The sequence below is a fragment of the Paraburkholderia sp. BR14312 genome, assembly GCF_040948675.1.
In the GTDB taxonomy this organism is placed as follows: Bacteria; Pseudomonadota; Gammaproteobacteria; order Burkholderiales; family Burkholderiaceae; genus Paraburkholderia; species Paraburkholderia nodosa_A.
The window spans coordinates 288013-303445 of sequence record NZ_JBFPKI010000004.1; the positions used below are offsets into that span (position 1 = coordinate 288013).

Here is a 15433-nt window from a genome sequence, read left to right on the forward strand (position 1 = left end):
GTTGCGTCATGCGGACATCAGCGTTGCTTGAGCTTCGCGAATGCCGCCGCCATCGCGCCTGCCGGTTCGGCATCGCGCGAACGCTGGCCGCCGCGGTTATCGCGATTGCCGCCGCCGCGATTGTCGCGGTTGCCCGACTGGCCCGCGCTGCCGCCGCTGCGCGACGCGCCGGCGCTCGCGGGGTCGTCGTCCAGGCGCATCGTGAGCGCGATACGCTGACGCTTCACGTCGACGTCGAGCACCTTCACCTTCACGACCTGGCCGGCCTTGACGACTTCGTGCGGGTCCTTGATGAACTTCGTCGACATGGCCGAGACGTGCACGAGCCCGTCCTGATGCACGCCCACGTCGATGAATGCGCCGAACGCGGCCACATTCGTCACGACGCCTTCGAGCAGCATGCCCGGCACGAGGTCGGACACCTTTTCGACGCCGTCGCGGAACGTCGCCGTCTTGAACTCGGGGCGCGGATCGCGGCCCGGCTTTTCCAGTTCGCTCAGGATGTCGCGCACCGTCGGCAGACCGAAACGTTCATCCACGAACTCGGTGGGCGCGAGGCCCGAAAGCGCTTCGCGGCTGCCGAGCACGTCGCCGATCGTACGCTTGATCTTCGCGAGCATGCGTTCGACGACGGGGTACGCTTCCGGGTGCACCGACGAGCGATCGAGCGGATTGTCGCCGCCGTTGATGCGCAGGAAACCGGCGGCCTGCTCGAAGGTCTTGTCGCCCAGACGCGGCACCTTCTTCAGATGCTCGCGCGAGGGGAACGGGCCGTTCGCATCGCGGTAATCGACGATATTGCGCGCGAGCGTCGAGTTCAGGCCCGACACGCGCGCTAGCAGGGCGACGGAGGCCGTGTTCGCGTCGACACCCACAGCGTTCACGCAGTCCTCGACCACGGCGTCGAGTGAGCGTGCGAGTTCGCGCTGGTTCACGTCGTGCTGGTACTGCCCCACGCCAATCGCTTTCGGCTCGATCTTCACGAGTTCGGCGAGCGGGTCCTGCAGACGGCGCGCGATGGAAATCGCCCCGCGCAGCGACACGTCGAGCTCGGGGAATTCCTTTGCAGCCAGTTCGGATGCCGAATAAACCGAAGCACCGGCTTCGGAAACCACGATCTTCTGCAGCTTCAGTTCGGGATGCTTCGAAATCAGCTCGCTCGCGAGCTTGTCGGTTTCACGCGAGGCCGTGCCGTTGCCGATGCTGATGAGTTCCGCTTGCGTCTGCGCGGCGATGCGCGCGAGCTTAGCGAGCGAGCCGTCCCAGTCGCGGCGCGGCTCGTGCGGGTAGATCGTGTCGGTGGCGAGCAGCTTGCCCGTGCGGTCGACCACTGCGACCTTCACGCCCGTGCGCAAGCCCGGATCGAGGCCGATCACGGCCTTGGGGCCGGCCGGCGCGGCAAGCAGCAGATCCTTGAGATTGCGCGCGAACACGCGAATCGCTTCGTTTTCCGCCTGCTCGCGCAGGTGGGTGAGCAGCTCGTTTTCGATATGCGGCTGCACCTTCACGCGCCAGCACCAGCGGCAGACATCGGATAGCCATTTGTCGGCCGGGCGATTCTGGTTCGCGATGCCGAAGTGGCGCGCGATCATCGCTTCGCCCGGATGCGGCACCTGCGCATCCAGCTCGCCGCCAAGGCCGAGCTTGACCATCAGCACACCGGCGTTGCGGCCGCGGAACAGCGCGAGCGCGCGGTGCGACGGCACGGTCTTGATGGTCTCGGAATAGTCGTAGTAGTCGCGGAACTTCTCGCCTTCCTCGTTTTCCTTGCCCTCGACCACGCTCGACATCACCACGCCCTGGTTGTGCAGCCAGTCACGCAGCTTGCCCAGCAGCTCGGCCGTTTCGCCGAACTGCTCGGAGAGGATGTCGCGCGCGCCGTCGAGCGCAGCCTTGACGTCGGCGACACCCTTTTCGGCGTCGACGTACTGTGCGGCTTCCGTTTGCGGGTCGAGCAGCGGGTTCGCGAGCAGCGCCTCGGCGAGCGGCTGCAGGCCGGCTTCGCGCGCGATCTGCGCGCGCGTGCGGCGCTTGGGCTTGTAGGGCAGATAGAGGTCTTCGAGCACCTGCTTGCTGTCGGCCGCTTCGATGGCGCTGCGCAATTCGTCGGTGAGCTTGCCTTGTTCCTCGATGCTCGCGAGGATCGCCGCGCGGCGGTCTTCGAGTTCGCGCAGATAAAGCAGGCGCTCTTCGAGCGTACGCAGTTGCGTATCGTCGAGATTGCCCGTGACTTCCTTGCGGTAACGGGCGATGAACGGAACGGTCGAGCCTTCGTCGAGAAGCTGCACGGCGGCTGCGACCTGGCGCGGCTGCACGCTCAGTTCAGTGGCGATACGCTGGACGATCTTGAGTGCTACGGTTTCCGTCATAGGGTCTGGATATTCCTGCGAGGATCGGATTGCGGTCCGGGTTTGCGGTCCGGCGGCCGGTGCGGGCTCGAGCGCCCGGGGCGCCCGGTGTGCGAAAAGGCACGTCGCCGGGTGCCTGCGCCGGCCGGTGGAGCGGGGCATTTTGCCATAAATGGCCGAGCGCTCAACCCGGGGGGTGTTAGAATTTCCTCCATGTTCCGCTGCCCACAGAAGACGTTGACGACCTCCCGCTTCTCCCCTGATTTGCCCCTTGCCCGGTTTCGCACGCCTCATGGCGTCATGCGGCGGTTCCCCGCTCTTGGGGCAATTTGTGCCGTCGCGTTGAGCCTCGGTGCGAGCGTTCCGGCCCTCGCGCAGGCGGTCGGGGTGACAGGGCCGCTGCAGCAGCAAGGTGCGGCAACGGCGCCGGTGCAGCCGGCGCCTTCGGGCGACGCGCCGCTCGCAGCGTCCGACGCGGCTGGGGCCGCCGGCGCGCAACAGTCGCAGCAGAGCGACTTCGACGCGCGGCAGCAGGTGCTGGACCGTCGTACCGCGGAGAACGACTATCAGTTTGCAGTCGCGCAGCACAACTGCTACAGCACGTTCTTCGTGAATCATTGCATCGGCAAGGCGCGCGACAAGATGCGTGTCGTGCAGGCCGATATCCGCCGCGAGCAACTGGCGCTCGACGACGAAAAGCGTGCCGCGCATGCGCAGCAGCGCGACCAGCAGGCCGCCTTGCAGCGCGCGCAGGACGCAGCCAATGCGCCGCAGCGCGCCGCCAACGAAGCGGCCAGCGCGCAGGCGTACGAACAGAAGCAGCAGCAACACGCGCTCGATCAGGCGCAGCGCCAGGCCGAAGCGCCGCAGCGTGCGGCGAACGAGCAGGCGTATCAGGAAAAGCAGCGGCAGCATGCGCTGGCCCAGGCACAGCGTCAGGGCGAGCAATCGCAGCGCAACGCGAACCAGGCGGCGTACGACCAGAAGCAGGCGAACTACCAGAACCAGCTTGACGAAGCGCGCCGCCAGGGCGAACAAAAGGCTCAGGAGCGCGCCGACAAGGCCCAGCGCTACCAGCAGAAGCAGGAAGACGCGGCGAAGCACAAGGCCGATGTCGCCGAGCGTCAGAAACAGGCGGCCGAGAAGGCGCAGCAAAAGCAGCAACAAGAAGAACAGCAGAAGCAGCAGGAAAAACAGCAGCAGGAAGAACAGCAGGACCAGTAGCACGAGTAGCACGCTTTTTCAGCCGGACTGCAACCTCAGGCGCGTCGTCCTTCGCAAGCGCGCGCCGCATATGTCGAGGAGGCGAGCATGCGCGAGCATCGTGAAGTCAAGACCGAGGTCCTTCGTGACCGCATTCTGCAACTGGAATCGGAACATGGCGATCTGGACCGCCTGATAGACAGGATGTCCGACACCCCGGACTATGACGATCTCGAACTGCAGAGGCTGAAGAAGCGCAAGCTCAAGGTCAAGGACAACATCCTCCTGCTGCAACTGCAGCTGGACCCCGATTCAACGAAGACTTCGGACGGGCACGCCTGATTCCGGGTCCTGGCAGGCGCCGGGGCGCGGCAGTCGGCGCGTTGCGCCGTTCCGGACCGAGCAGGAACCGCTTGCCTTGAATTCAACGACCGTTTCCCGTTCCCGGCCCGCGCGCGAAGGCGGCGCGCCGGAGGCCGACGCGCGCGCGGCGCAAACAGCCGCTGCACCCATGTTGAGCGCACGCCGCGCCGCCGAGCTCGAGGAGCTCTTCGCGGCCGACGGCTTGCTCGCCCGCGAGATCGACGGCTATCGCCCACGCGCTGCGCAGATCGAAATGGCGCGCGCGGTCGCGGCCGCGATGGAAGCCGCCGCGCAATCCCTGCCCGATCCTGCGGCGTTCGAACTTCAGTCGCGCCCGGCGCGCCGGGTCGAACGTGGTGCGCCGGCGCAGCCCGCCGCCGGGGAAGCGGCGCGCGCCACAGCCGAAAACGGCGACAACACGCTGATCGTCGAGGCGGGCACGGGCACGGGCAAGACCTATGCGTACCTCGTGCCGGCCATGCTGTGGGGCGGCAAGGTGGTCGTCTCGACGGGCACGAAGCATTTGCAGGACCAGCTCTTCGCGCGCGACATCCCCACGGTGCGCGACGCCCTCGCGGTGCCCGTGAGCGTGGCGATGCTCAAGGGCCGCGCCAACTATCTGTGCCACTACTATCTGCAGCGCACGGCCGACAACGGCCGGCTGCCGTCGCGCCAGGAAACCGCGTATCTGCAGGAAATCGTGCGCTTCGCGAAGATCACGCGCTCGGGCGACAAGGCCGAGCTCGCGAGCGTGCCCGAGACGGCGGCCGTCTGGTCGATGGTCACATCGACGCGCGATAACTGTCTTGGCCAGGAGTGCCCGCATTACAAGGACTGCTTCGTGATGCAGGCGCGCCGCGAGGCGCAGCAGGCCGATATCGTGGTGGTCAATCACCATCTGTTCTTCGCCGACATCATGCTGCGTGACACCGGCATGGCCGAACTGCTGCCGAGCGCGAATACGATCATCTTCGACGAAGCGCACCAGCTGCCCGAAACGGCGACGCTCTTTTTCGGCGAAACGCTCTCGACGGCGCAGTTCCTCGAGCTCGCGCGCGATTGCGTAGCCGAAGGCCTGAGCCACGCGCGCGACGCGGTGGAGTGGGTCAAGCTCGGCGCGGCGCTGGAGCGTGCTGCGCGCGACGTGCGGCTCGCGTTCAAGGAAGACTCGCTGCGCCTGTCGATTACGCAGTTGCCCGAGGATCACCCGCTCTTCGATGCGCTCGACGCGCTGCAGACCGAACTGGGCACGCTTGCCACGGCACTCGCCGGGCAGGCCGAGCGCGCCGAATCGATTGGTGCCTGCCTGCGCCGCGCGCGGGAGCTGCAGGGCATCCTCGCGGGCTGGACCGCGCCGCAGGGCGTCCCGCCAGCGCGCGAAACGCACGAGGCCGACGCGGACGGACAAGGCGATAACGCTCACGCGACCGACGACGCGGACGAGAAGGTCCGCTGGGTCGAGGTGTTCTCGCACACGGTGCAGTTGCACGAAACCCCGCTCTCCGTGGCGCCGATCTTCGCGAAGCAGCGCGCCGGTGTGCCGCGCACGTGGGTCTTCACGTCGGCCACGCTTTCGGTGCGTGGCGACTTTACGCACTACGCGGCGCAAATGGGCCTGAGTTCGCGCCGTTCGATGACGCTGCCGAGCCCGTTCGACTATCCCACGCAAGGGCTGCTTTACGTGCCGCGCAACATGCCGCAGCCGTCGTCGCCGCAGTTCACCGACGCCGTGTTCGAGGCGGCGTTGCCTGCGATCGAGGCGTCGGGCGGCGGTGTCTTCATGCTATGCACGACGTTGCGTGCCGTCGACCGTATTGCCCAGAAGCTGCGCGACACGATCGAGGCGCGTGGATGGAATACGCCGCTGCTCGTGCAGGGCGACGCGAGCCGCACGGAGCTGCTCGAGCGCTTCCGCGCCTATGGCAATGCGATCCTCGTGGGCAGCCAGAGCTTCTGGGAAGGGGTCGACGTGCGCGGCGACGCGCTCTCGCTCGTGGTCATCGACAAGCTGCCGTTCGCGCCGCCCGACGATCCGGTGCTGGCGGCGCGCCTTGACGCGCTGGCGAAGAAAGGTCTGAGCCCGTTCGCGGTCCACCAGCTCCCGCAGGCGGTGATCACGCTCAAGCAGGGTGCGGGGCGATTGATTCGCGCGGAAACTGACCGCGGTGTGTTGATGATTTGCGACACCCGTCTCGTCGACAAGCCGTATGGGCGACGTATCTGGCAAAGTCTGCCGCCGTTCAAGCGGACCCGGGAGATCGAAGTCGTGCAGGCGTTCTTCGAAGAGAAGAACGAGCAGGCAGGGGAGCCTGGCGAAGCGCATTGAGCTTCATGCGCGCCGCATAACAAAAAGCCACGAACGTGAGTTCGTGGCTTTTTTGCTTGCCCGCCGTATGTCTGAAGCGCGTTTGACGCAAGCAGCAGACCGTACGGCGATTCGCTGCGGTGCCCACTGGGACCGAGGTCCCGGGTGAGCGTCGCGCGAACGCAACTTACTGGCTTGCGCCCGAAGCAGCAGCCGGAGCCGAAGCGCCTGCGTCCGAAGCAGCAGCGCCAGCGTCCGAAGCAGCGGCGGTAGCCGAAGCAGCAGCGTCGCTCGCAGCAGCAGCAGCGCCCGAAGCAGCAGCTGCCGAATCCGAAGCAGCAGCAGCCGGTGCCGAAGCAGCAGCAGCATCGCTAGCCGGCGCAGCAGCTTGGTCGCTGCTCTTGTTGCACGCAGCGAGTGCAACAGCTGCCAGCAGGGATGCTACGAGGAGGGATTTCTTCATGATCACGTCCTTTTATGGTTAAAGGTAAGCAACAGCGCAAAATAATACCGGTAAATGTGCCCCAACACCGACCTGAGCCGCTGGTGGAGACGCACTGCAAGAGCGTGAATCTTCCCTACGGCCTGGCCGGAAATTATAGGCACTTTCGTATCGACCGTCGACAAATCCGGGGACAATACGTTGTCTTTCTCATACAAGCACTATTTTAGTACGGTATAACAGTCCGAAGCGCTTAGGCAAGCACCCCGGTCCGAATCCAGCCCGCACGATACCACTCGTGTAGCAACGCTGTCACACACGAATCGTGTGAGAGTGTTACAAAGCGTTTCCCGTCCATAGAGCGCCTGTCGGCCAGTGCCGGCAGCCACTTTCTCGCCTCTTTGAGCAAGTACTGTTCCCCATTCAGGTAATACGACCGCGAATCGTAAAGCAGGATTGTCCTGCGGTCGAGTGTTATCCCGTTTTTTGCCGCTTGCGCAACGAAACGGGCTTCGTCGAGCGGTTTTTCGGGGGTGTCGAATACTACATTGGCTTTCGGTTCCGACAGCCACGAGCCCACGAACGAGGAGACGTCGGCGTCGCTCCAGCGCACTTTAGCAAGCACGCCGCCAACTCGCTCTACGAGTGCCGCAGGAAGCTGCGCCGGGTGCGCCACGGCCGGCTGGTCGGGGTCGCGGTACAGCGTGTCCTTGCCGTTGCCGTTATCGGCGCCGCGCTCGGCAAGCCAGTAAAGAAACTGGCTCGTCAATTCGTTCGTGGAAGGAGAACGAAAGCCGATCGAGCAGGTCATGCATTCGCCTTCAGCGATGCCGTCGTGCGCGATGTGCGGCGGCAGGTAGAGCATGTCGCCCGGCTCCAGCACCCACTCCTCTTCAGGCTGGAAGTTCGCGAGAATCTTCAGCGGCAGGCCTTCCTGCAGCGAGAGGTCGCGCTGTGCGCCAATGCGCCAGCGGCGCTTGCCGTGCACCTGCAGCAGGAAGACGTCATACGAATCGAAGTGCGGGCCGACACCGCCGCCGTCCGATGCGTACGAGATCATGAGGTCGTCGAGCCGCGCGTCGGGCGCGAAGCGAAAGCGCTCGAGGAGGGCACGCGCGCGGTCGTCGTGCAGGTCGGCGCCCTGCACGAGGAGCGTCCACTGGCGGGTCTTCGGCGTAGGCAGTTCGTCCGGCGAGAACGGGCCGTGTTCGAGCGCCCAGCGGCGACGAAAATGTGTGATGAGACGCGATTCGACATCGTCGTTGTCTGCCAGCGCGAAGAGGGCTTCGCGCGAGAGCGGCGCTTCGATGTCGGGAATCGCCTGGCGGATCAACAGTGGCTTTTTCTGCCAGTATTTGCGCATGAACTGCGCCGGTGTCAGGCCGCCCAGAAGCGGCGTGGCAACATCGGGCGCGGGGCATGCCGGGGGGAGGGAGGCGCGCCGCTTGCGCGCGTCCACCGGGTGGTCTGGGGACCGCTTCGGCATCGTATAATGTGGTCTGTAATCTGGAGGATCGAATGAAAATTGCAAAGGACACCGTCGTGTCGGTCGCTTACAAGCTATCGGATGCGCAGGGCAATCTGATCGAGGAAAGCGACGAGCCGATGGTCTATCTGCACGGCGGCTATGATGGCACGTTCCCCAAGATCGAGGAAGTGCTGGACGGGCAGGAGCCGGGCTTCGAGACCCAGATCCAGCTTGATCCGCAGGACGCTTTCGGGGAATACGATCCCGAGCTCGTGAAGATCGAGCCGCGCAACCGCTTCCCCGAGCCACTCGAAGTCGGCATGCAGTTCGAAGGTACGCCCGAAGAAGGCGACGAAGATCTCGACACGCTCATCTATACGGTCACGGATGTTGCCGAAGACAAGGTCGTGCTCGACGGCAACCATCCGCTAGCGGGCATGGCGCTGCGTTTCGCGCTGACGGTCAAGGAAGTGCGCACCGCCACCGAAGACGAAATCGAGCATGAGCACGCGCATGGCGCGGACGGCCTCGAAATCATCGACGAAGACGAAGAAGACGACGGCGACGAAGGCGCCTCGAAACCCACCCTGCACTAATCGCCGCTCAATGCGCGAAGCCGCCTGACGCCGGTGCGCCGGGCGGCTGCAGCTGGACTGGCGGCAGGCCATTGCCGCTGCTGTTTTCACCGCTGTTTGCACCACCCAGGCCGTTCTGGCCATTCGCATCATTCCGACCGTTTAAGCCATTCTGGCCACCCTGCGTGGGCCACGCCGGCACCAGCACGCCGTTGCCGGACGGCGGCAAGGCGGGAGGCACGGCAGTTCCCGACGCGCCAGGCGTCGCGGGCGCGACGTCAGGCGACTGCGGCATGCCGGGAATCTCGGTCACATCCGGCATTGACGACACTTCAGGCATTTCCGGCATCGCGGGCGACGAACCCGCGCCTGGCGTGAACGGCGACGGCTGCACGGGCAACAGCGGTAGATGCTTCGGCACATCGTGCACGCTCACCCGCAGCGGCGTGCGGCGCGCCATGTCGGCGTCCACCTGCAGCCATTGCGTAAGCGGATCGCGCAGTGAGAACGCGATGCGCGTGACGTTTTCTATCTTTGCGCCCTTGTCGTTGCGCAGCGGCTGATCGATCGTGAAGCCATGTGCGAGCTTCGAGTCGTCGGTATTCACGACGATGATCTGGCCGCGGAAAATCTCGGCGAGCTTCACGAGGCTGCGGCGCAGCTCGAGATAGCCGTCGCGCGGTGCGCGGTGAAAGCGCAGCCACGCGAAGCGGTCGGGACGCTCGTAATGCTCGGGCATCGCGTTGCCTTGCATGAAGATGACGATCGCGCGCGCGTTGCGGCGCTTCGCATACTCGGCTGCATGTTCGAGCCAGAAGCCGTTGGCGATCACGCGATCTTCGAACTCGCCGTTGCGTCCACCCGCATTGAGATAGTGATTGTTGCCGTCCGGCACGTTCAACCCGATGAACACGGTGTCGCCGAGCTGCCAGCGCACATTTTCCCGGTACGGCCGGAAGCGCGAGACTTCGCTCTCGCGCGTGAGCGTCAAGGGAGTTTGGCCGAGCGCGTTGGGATCGGAGAAGAAGTTCTGGCGCAGGAAGTCGAGCCGCTCAGCGGGATCGTAGGCGCCCGAGCCGTTCATGCCGCAGGTGACCCAGTCGCGTTCGCCGGGTACGAACACGAGCGGCGCACGTGACGCATCGAGCAGGTCGTGACGCTGCTCGTAAAGATGGTCGGCACAGGTTTCGCGTGCGCCTTTGAGATTGCCGTCGTAGACCATGAACGCGATTTGCGGATCGCGTCCGATGGCGTCGATGAGCCGCTGCGCCGACGCTTCCTCGGACTGCGAGGTGAGCGCGTTCGCCACGACCGCGAAGGCATAGCGCGGTGCTTGCGCGAACGCCGCGAGCGATGAACCCAGTGACGCAGCCAGCATCAACGTGCACGACGCACGGCGCATGATTTTCAGATAGCGCGAGCGGCGACTGCCGCGGCCCGCCGGTTGCGGCGGCCGCGGCAGCGTCGCGAGGCGACGCTCAGCGCTTGGCGTCCGGCGCTGTGACCAGCTCATGCAGTTCGTACAACAGGTCGAGCGCGTCACGCGGGCGCAGTTCGTTCGGATCGAGTTCGCGCAGCCGCTGAGCGACGAGCGACGCGCCACGATCCTCTTCGACCGGCACGGCGCGATCCTCCACGAAGGGCGCCTCGTCGTCGTATTCGGCGGCGGGGGCGGCGAACAGGTCGAGTTGCGGCGTGGGCTGCCCCGCCGATTGCTGCTCGAGATGCACGAGATGCTTGCGCGCGGCGCGGATCACGGCGGCAGGCACCCCCGCGAGCTGTGCGACCTGCAGGCCGTAGCTCTGGTTCGCCGGGCCTTCCTGCACCGCGTGCAGGAACACGATGCCGTGGCCATGCTCGACTGCCGAAAGATGCACGTTCGCCGCCTGCGCAAATTCGGCCGGCAGTTGCGTGAGCTCGAAGTAGTGCGTGGCGAAGAGCGTGTGGCAACCGTTGTGCGCGAGCAGATGCCGCGCGATGGCCCACGCGAGCGCGAGGCCGTCGAACGTCGATGTGCCGCGCCCGATCTCGTCCATGAGCACGAGGCTTTGCGGCGTGGCGTCGTTGAGAATGGCCGCGGCTTCGGTCATCTCGACCATGAAGGTCGAGCGGCCGCCCGCGAGGTCGTCGGCGGCGCCGATGCGCGTGAAGATGCGGTCGATCGGCCCGAAGCTCGCGCGCTTTGCCGGCACGTAGCTGCCCACGTAAGCGAGCAGGGCGATGAGCGCGGTCTGTCGCATGAAAGTCGATTTACCGCCCATGTTCGGGCCGGTGATGAGCAGCAGCTTGCGCTCGGCCGAAAGCAGGCAGTCGTTGGCGATGAACTGCTCGACCTGCGCTTCGACCACGGGATGGCGGCCTTGCTCGATCTCGATGCCGGGCGCCTGCGCAAACGTGGGCGCATTCCAGTCGAGCGCGCGGGCGCGTTCCGCGAATGCAGCAAGCAGGTCGAGTTCCGCGAGTGCGGCAGCCACACGCTGGCAATCGGGAATGAATGGCAGCAGCGACTGCAGCAGCGCGTCGTAGAGCGCCTTTTCGCGCGAAAGCGCGCGTTCCTGCGCCGACAGCGCCTTGTCTTCGAACGTCTTCAGTTCCGGCGTGATATAGCGCTCGGCGTTCTTGAGCGTCTGGCGACGGCGATAGTCGTCGGGAACCTTGTCGGTCTGGCCGCGTGTGACTTCGATATAGAAGCCGTGCACCTTGTTGTACTCGACGCGCAGATTGCCGATGCCGGTGCGCGTACGCTCGCGCGTTTCGAGGTCGAGCAGGAACTGACCGCAGTTCTCGGAGATGTCGCGCAGTTCGTCGAGATCCGCATCGTAGCCGCGTGCGATCACGCCGCCGTCGCGCACCATCGCCGCCGGTTCCGGCGCGACCGCGCGCTGCAGGAGCGCCGCGCACTCGGCGGGCGGTTCGAGCGCCTCGGCAATATGCGCGAGCGACGTGGCCGCGCCGCTTGCGGCTGCGACCTGTTCGCGCAGCGCGGGCAGTGCGGCAAAGGTGTCGCGCAGGCTGGACAGATCGCGCGGGCGCGCGGAAAGCAGCGCAAGGCGCCCGGTAATGCGCTCGACGTCGGCGATCTGGCGCATGACGCTGCGCAAGATATCGACGCTCGCGTGTGGCGGCGCCTCGAGCAAGGCGCCGATGGCCTGCTGGCGCATTTGCGCAATCGCGGCTTCGCGCGGCGGGTGATGCAACCAGTGACGCAGCAAGCGGCTGCCCATGGCCGTGCTGCACGTGTCGAGCAGCGAGCAGAGCGTGGGCGATTCGGTGCCGCGCAGCGTTTCCGTGAGTTCGAGGTTGCGGCGCGTGGCCGGATCGAGTCCGATGTATTCCGATTCGGCTTCGACCTTCAGGCTGCGCACGTGGCGCAGTTGCTGGCCTTGTGTGGCCGCCGCGTAGAGCAGCAGCGCGCCCGCCGCGCCGCATGCGCTCGTGAGCGTCTGCGCGCCGAAGCCGTCGAGGCTTGCCACGTCGAGCTGGTCGCACAGGCGTTGCTTGCCCGAGCCGACGTCGAAGTGCCAGGCCGGCACGCGTGTGAGCGCGCCCGAACCGGCGGGCGGCGCCCAGGCAGCGGTTTCCGCCGGCATTTCCGCGACGAGGATTTCGGCAGGCCGAATGCGCTCGAACGCCGTGGCGACCTGTTCCGGCGCGACTTCCGCGAGACGCAAGGCGCCGCTGGCGAGATTGAGCCACGCGAGGCCCACGTTGACGGTCACGCCGCGCCGGTTGTGGCCGGGGCACACGGCCATCAGGTAGACGTCGTTCTTGTCGGAAAGGAGGGCGGCGTCGGTCAGCGTGCCGGGCGTCACCACGCGCACGACCTTGCGCTCGACCGGACCCTTGGAGGTGGCGGGGTCGCCGATCTGTTCGCAGATCGCCACCGACTCGCCCAGCTTCACGAGCTTCGCGAGATATTGCTCGACCGCGTGATGCGGCACGCCCGCCATCTTGATCGGATTGCCCGCAGATGCCCCGCGCTGCGTGAGCGTGAGGTCGAGCAGGCGCGCGGCCTTCTCGGCGTCTTCGAAGAAGAGCTCGTAGAAGTCGCCCATGCGGTAGAACACGAGCGTGCCCGGATGGTCGGCCTTGATGCGCAGATACTGCTGCATCATGGGGGTATGTTGCGCGATGTCGGCTGCGCCTGCGGTGTGTGTAGCCATCCTCGGTGTCTTGCTAGGGGTTCAGGGCGTGAGTTTAACGCGCGCCGATTGCATGTAAAGCCAGCCTTTCGGCTAACGCCGTCACAGTGGCTCCCGTCATTCGTCGACCAGCGCCTGCATGTCCACGGTGCGCGCGTTTGCCGCACTGTGCCGCATGGCGAGCCAGATCATCGTGGAAACGAACAGGCCGAACACGACGATGATCCACTGCACGGGGACCTTCGCGGTGAGCAGCAGCGCATACGCGCCGAGCATGAGCAGCACCGCGAGATTCTGGTTGAAATTCTGCACCGCGATCGAGTGGCCCGCCGAAAGCAGCGTCGCGCCGCGATGCTGGAGCAGGGCGTTCATCGGCACGATGAAGAAACCGGCGAGCACGCCGAGCAGCACCATCAGCGGGTAGGCGAAAAGCAGGTAGAAGGGCACGATGAACGTGCCGAAGCGCACGCCAACGCCTTGCGGAAAGAGGCCTTTGCTGTAGAACGCCATGCCGATCGCCACCGCGCCGCACAGTACGCCTACGGGCAGCACGCGCAACGAGGCGCGCAGCGACACCCATGCGGCTGCCGCGCCCGCGCCGAGCGCGATGCCGAGTCCGGTCACGCCCTGCATCACGGCGGCTTTCGAGAGCGAGAGTCCGAGATTCACGTCGGCCCACTTGAGCACGAGCAGTTGCAGCGTGACCGCCGCGCCCCACATCAGGGTCGTGACCCAGAGTGCGATCTGCGCGAGCTTGTCGGTCCAGAGCACGTTGAAGCTATGCGTGAAATCGCCCATGAGACGAGCCGGTTCCCTGAGCCGGTTCTCGTAGCGCGCGCCCGTGTCGGGAATGCCGATGTTGATGATCGCGGCGATCACATACGTGACCATGACGGCGAGCATCGCGAGGTCGGCGGCCGAATGGATCGCCGGCCACGGATGGCGCGTGACGAAACGGTCGGCGTAAGTGGAAACGAGTGCGCCGCCCATCATCGTGCCGACGATGGTGGAAAGCACCGTGGCCGATTCGAGCCACGCATTGGCGGCGATGAGCTTTTCGGCCGGCAGCAATTCCGTCAGGATTCCGTACTTTGCAGGCGAGTAAGCCGCCGCGCCGAAGCCGACCACGCCATACGCGATCATCGGATGCACGCCCGCGATCATCAGCAGACAGCCGCACGCCTTGAGCGCGTTCGAGACGAACATGACGTGGCGCTTTTGCAGGGCGTCGGCAAACGCACCCACGAAAGGCGCGAGCAGTACGTACGAGATCGTGAAAAAGATCTGCAGCAGTGGCGTCACCCAGGCGGGCGAAGCAATCACCGTGAGCAGCGCAATCGCCGCGATGAGGAGCGCGTTGTCGGCGAGCGACGACACGAACTGCGCGGCGATGATCGTGTAGAAGCCTTTTTTCATCGGATGCGTGCGTGGTCCTCTTGCAGCAGGGCGGCGGGCGAAACAAAAAAGCGGCCGAAGCCGCTCGATGCGCATGCGTGGGTCAGGCGTGACCTGGCGTGCGCTTTGCACGCATCGCGGCGGAGCCAGGCGTGCACCGCGACGCGCACGGGCGCTTACGCCGCCTTGGGCACGCGCGTGTACTTCGAGAGGATCGGCACCATCTGCGCGTAGATCTTCGGGTTGCCCGCGACGACTTCGCCCATGTGCAGGAAGTCCGAGTCGCCCGTGTAGTTGCCGATCAGGCCGCCGGCTTCCGTCACGAGCAGGCCGCCTGCGGCGACATCCCACGGGTTGAGGCCCTGCTCGAAGAAGCCGTCCATGCGGCCGGCGGCGACGTTGGCCAGATCGAGCGCGGCCGCGCCCGGGCGGCGCAGGCCCGCGCACGCGTTGGTCATTTCGGCGAACAGTTCGCAGTAGCTGTCGAGGCCGTCCTTTTCGCGGAACGGGAAGCCGGTGCCGATCAGGCCGTCGGCGAGACGGTCGCGGCGGCCCACGCGGATGCGGCGGTCGTTCAGGAACGCGCCGCGGCCGCGCGATGCGGTGAAGAGATCGTTGCGCGTCGGGTCATAGACCACGGCCTGCGTGACGAGGCCCTTGTGTGCGAGCGCGATCGAGACGCAGTAGTACTGGAAGCCGTGGATGAAGTTGGTGGTGCCGTCGAGCGGATCGATGATCCACTGGTATTCGGACTCGTTCTCCGACTGGCCCGATTCCTCGGCAAGGATGGCGTGGTCGGGGTAGGCGGTCTTGAGCGTTTCGATGATGGCGGCTTCAGCCGCCTTGTCGACTTCCGTGACGAAATCGTTGTGCTGCTTCTTCGCGACCTGCACGAGGTCGAGGTCGAGCGACGCGCGGTTGATGATCTGTCCGGCGCGGCGCGCGGCCTTGACAGCGATGTTGAGCATGGGATGCATGAGCCAGGATCCTTGTTGTCCGGCGCTCGCGAAGGCTGGACGCGCGCCGGTGGTGCAAAAGATAAAAGCGTCTAACGATTGGACAGGGCGCGGGCCTCGAATGGACCTGCGGAACCTGTCCCGTCAACGGAGACGAATTGGATAAGAGCGGGGCGCGGCGGCGCTGTTGGCCAGCGACTTGCCGGGCGCCTGGCGGTCAGCAACACGGCTGCACG

The 15433-nt window shown here is 65.7% G+C and carries 10 protein-coding genes; 4 read left to right on the plus strand and 6 right to left on the minus strand.

The window, feature by feature from the left end; translation table 11 throughout:
* Window positions 1-17: 17 nt before the first annotated feature.
* Window positions 18-2369 carry a Tex family protein gene (locus AB3X98_RS13400; RefSeq protein WP_368605039.1) on the minus strand — a complete coding sequence of 784 codons (2352 nt, stop codon included), beginning with the start codon at window positions 2367-2369 and terminating at the stop codon, window positions 18-20.
* A 366-nt stretch (window positions 2370-2735) separates the two neighbouring features.
* Between AB3X98_RS13400 and AB3X98_RS13405 the strand changes: the two genes are divergently transcribed.
* The 3 genes from AB3X98_RS13405 to AB3X98_RS13415 all read left to right on the plus strand — a co-directional run bounded on the left by AB3X98_RS13405 (window position 2736) and on the right by AB3X98_RS13415 (window position 6240).
* Window positions 2736-3572 (plus strand): colicin transporter, encoded by an 837-nt coding sequence (locus AB3X98_RS13405; protein WP_368605040.1) that lies wholly within the window; start codon window positions 2736-2738, stop codon window positions 3570-3572.
* A gap of 87 nt (window positions 3573-3659) precedes the next feature.
* Window positions 3660-3893, plus strand: coding sequence for a DUF465 domain-containing protein (locus tag AB3X98_RS13410; RefSeq protein WP_028204122.1), 234 nt, complete (start codon window positions 3660-3662; stop codon window positions 3891-3893).
* A 76-nt stretch (window positions 3894-3969) separates the two neighbouring features.
* Window positions 3970-6240, plus strand: a complete 2271-nt coding sequence (locus AB3X98_RS13415; protein WP_069265563.1) for an ATP-dependent DNA helicase — start codon at window positions 3970-3972, stop codon at window positions 6238-6240.
* A gap of 674 nt (window positions 6241-6914) precedes the next feature.
* On the opposite strand, the gene AB3X98_RS13420 is transcribed toward AB3X98_RS13415, so the two are convergent.
* The gene (locus AB3X98_RS13420; RefSeq protein WP_368605041.1) at window positions 6915-8147 is read right to left on the minus strand and encodes a cupin domain-containing protein; all 1233 of its coding nucleotides are present in this window, start codon (window positions 8145-8147) and stop codon (window positions 6915-6917) included.
* Between the two features lie 32 nt (window positions 8148-8179).
* Here AB3X98_RS13420 and AB3X98_RS13425 point away from each other — a divergent pair, with 32 nt between their 5' ends.
* A complete protein-coding gene (locus tag AB3X98_RS13425; protein WP_069265565.1) occupies window positions 8180-8725 on the plus strand; it encodes a peptidylprolyl isomerase in 546 nt (181 codons plus the stop codon).
* Window positions 8726-8732: 7 nt separating this feature from the next.
* Here the strand turns inward: AB3X98_RS13425 and AB3X98_RS13430 are convergent, their stop codons facing one another.
* The 4 genes from AB3X98_RS13430 to AB3X98_RS13445 form a co-directional block, all read right to left on the minus strand.
* Window positions 8733-10217 (minus strand): hypothetical protein, encoded by a 1485-nt coding sequence (locus tag AB3X98_RS13430; RefSeq protein ID WP_368605042.1) that lies wholly within the window; start codon window positions 10215-10217, stop codon window positions 8733-8735.
* The gene (mutS, locus tag AB3X98_RS13435) at window positions 10183-12867 is read right to left on the minus strand and encodes a DNA mismatch repair protein MutS (RefSeq protein ID WP_368605043.1); all 2685 of its coding nucleotides are present in this window, start codon (window positions 12865-12867) and stop codon (window positions 10183-10185) included. Before mutS ends, AB3X98_RS13430 begins: the two co-directional genes overlap by 35 nt.
* 96 nt (window positions 12868-12963) lie before the next feature.
* On the minus strand, window positions 12964-14262 hold the full coding sequence (gene lplT / locus AB3X98_RS13440; protein WP_368605044.1) for a lysophospholipid transporter LplT: 1299 nt from the start codon (window positions 14260-14262) through the stop codon (window positions 12964-12966).
* A gap of 155 nt (window positions 14263-14417) precedes the next feature.
* Window positions 14418-15218 (minus strand): inositol monophosphatase family protein, encoded by an 801-nt coding sequence (locus AB3X98_RS13445; protein ID WP_266227414.1) that lies wholly within the window; start codon window positions 15216-15218, stop codon window positions 14418-14420.
* Window positions 15219-15433 lie beyond the last annotated feature (215 nt).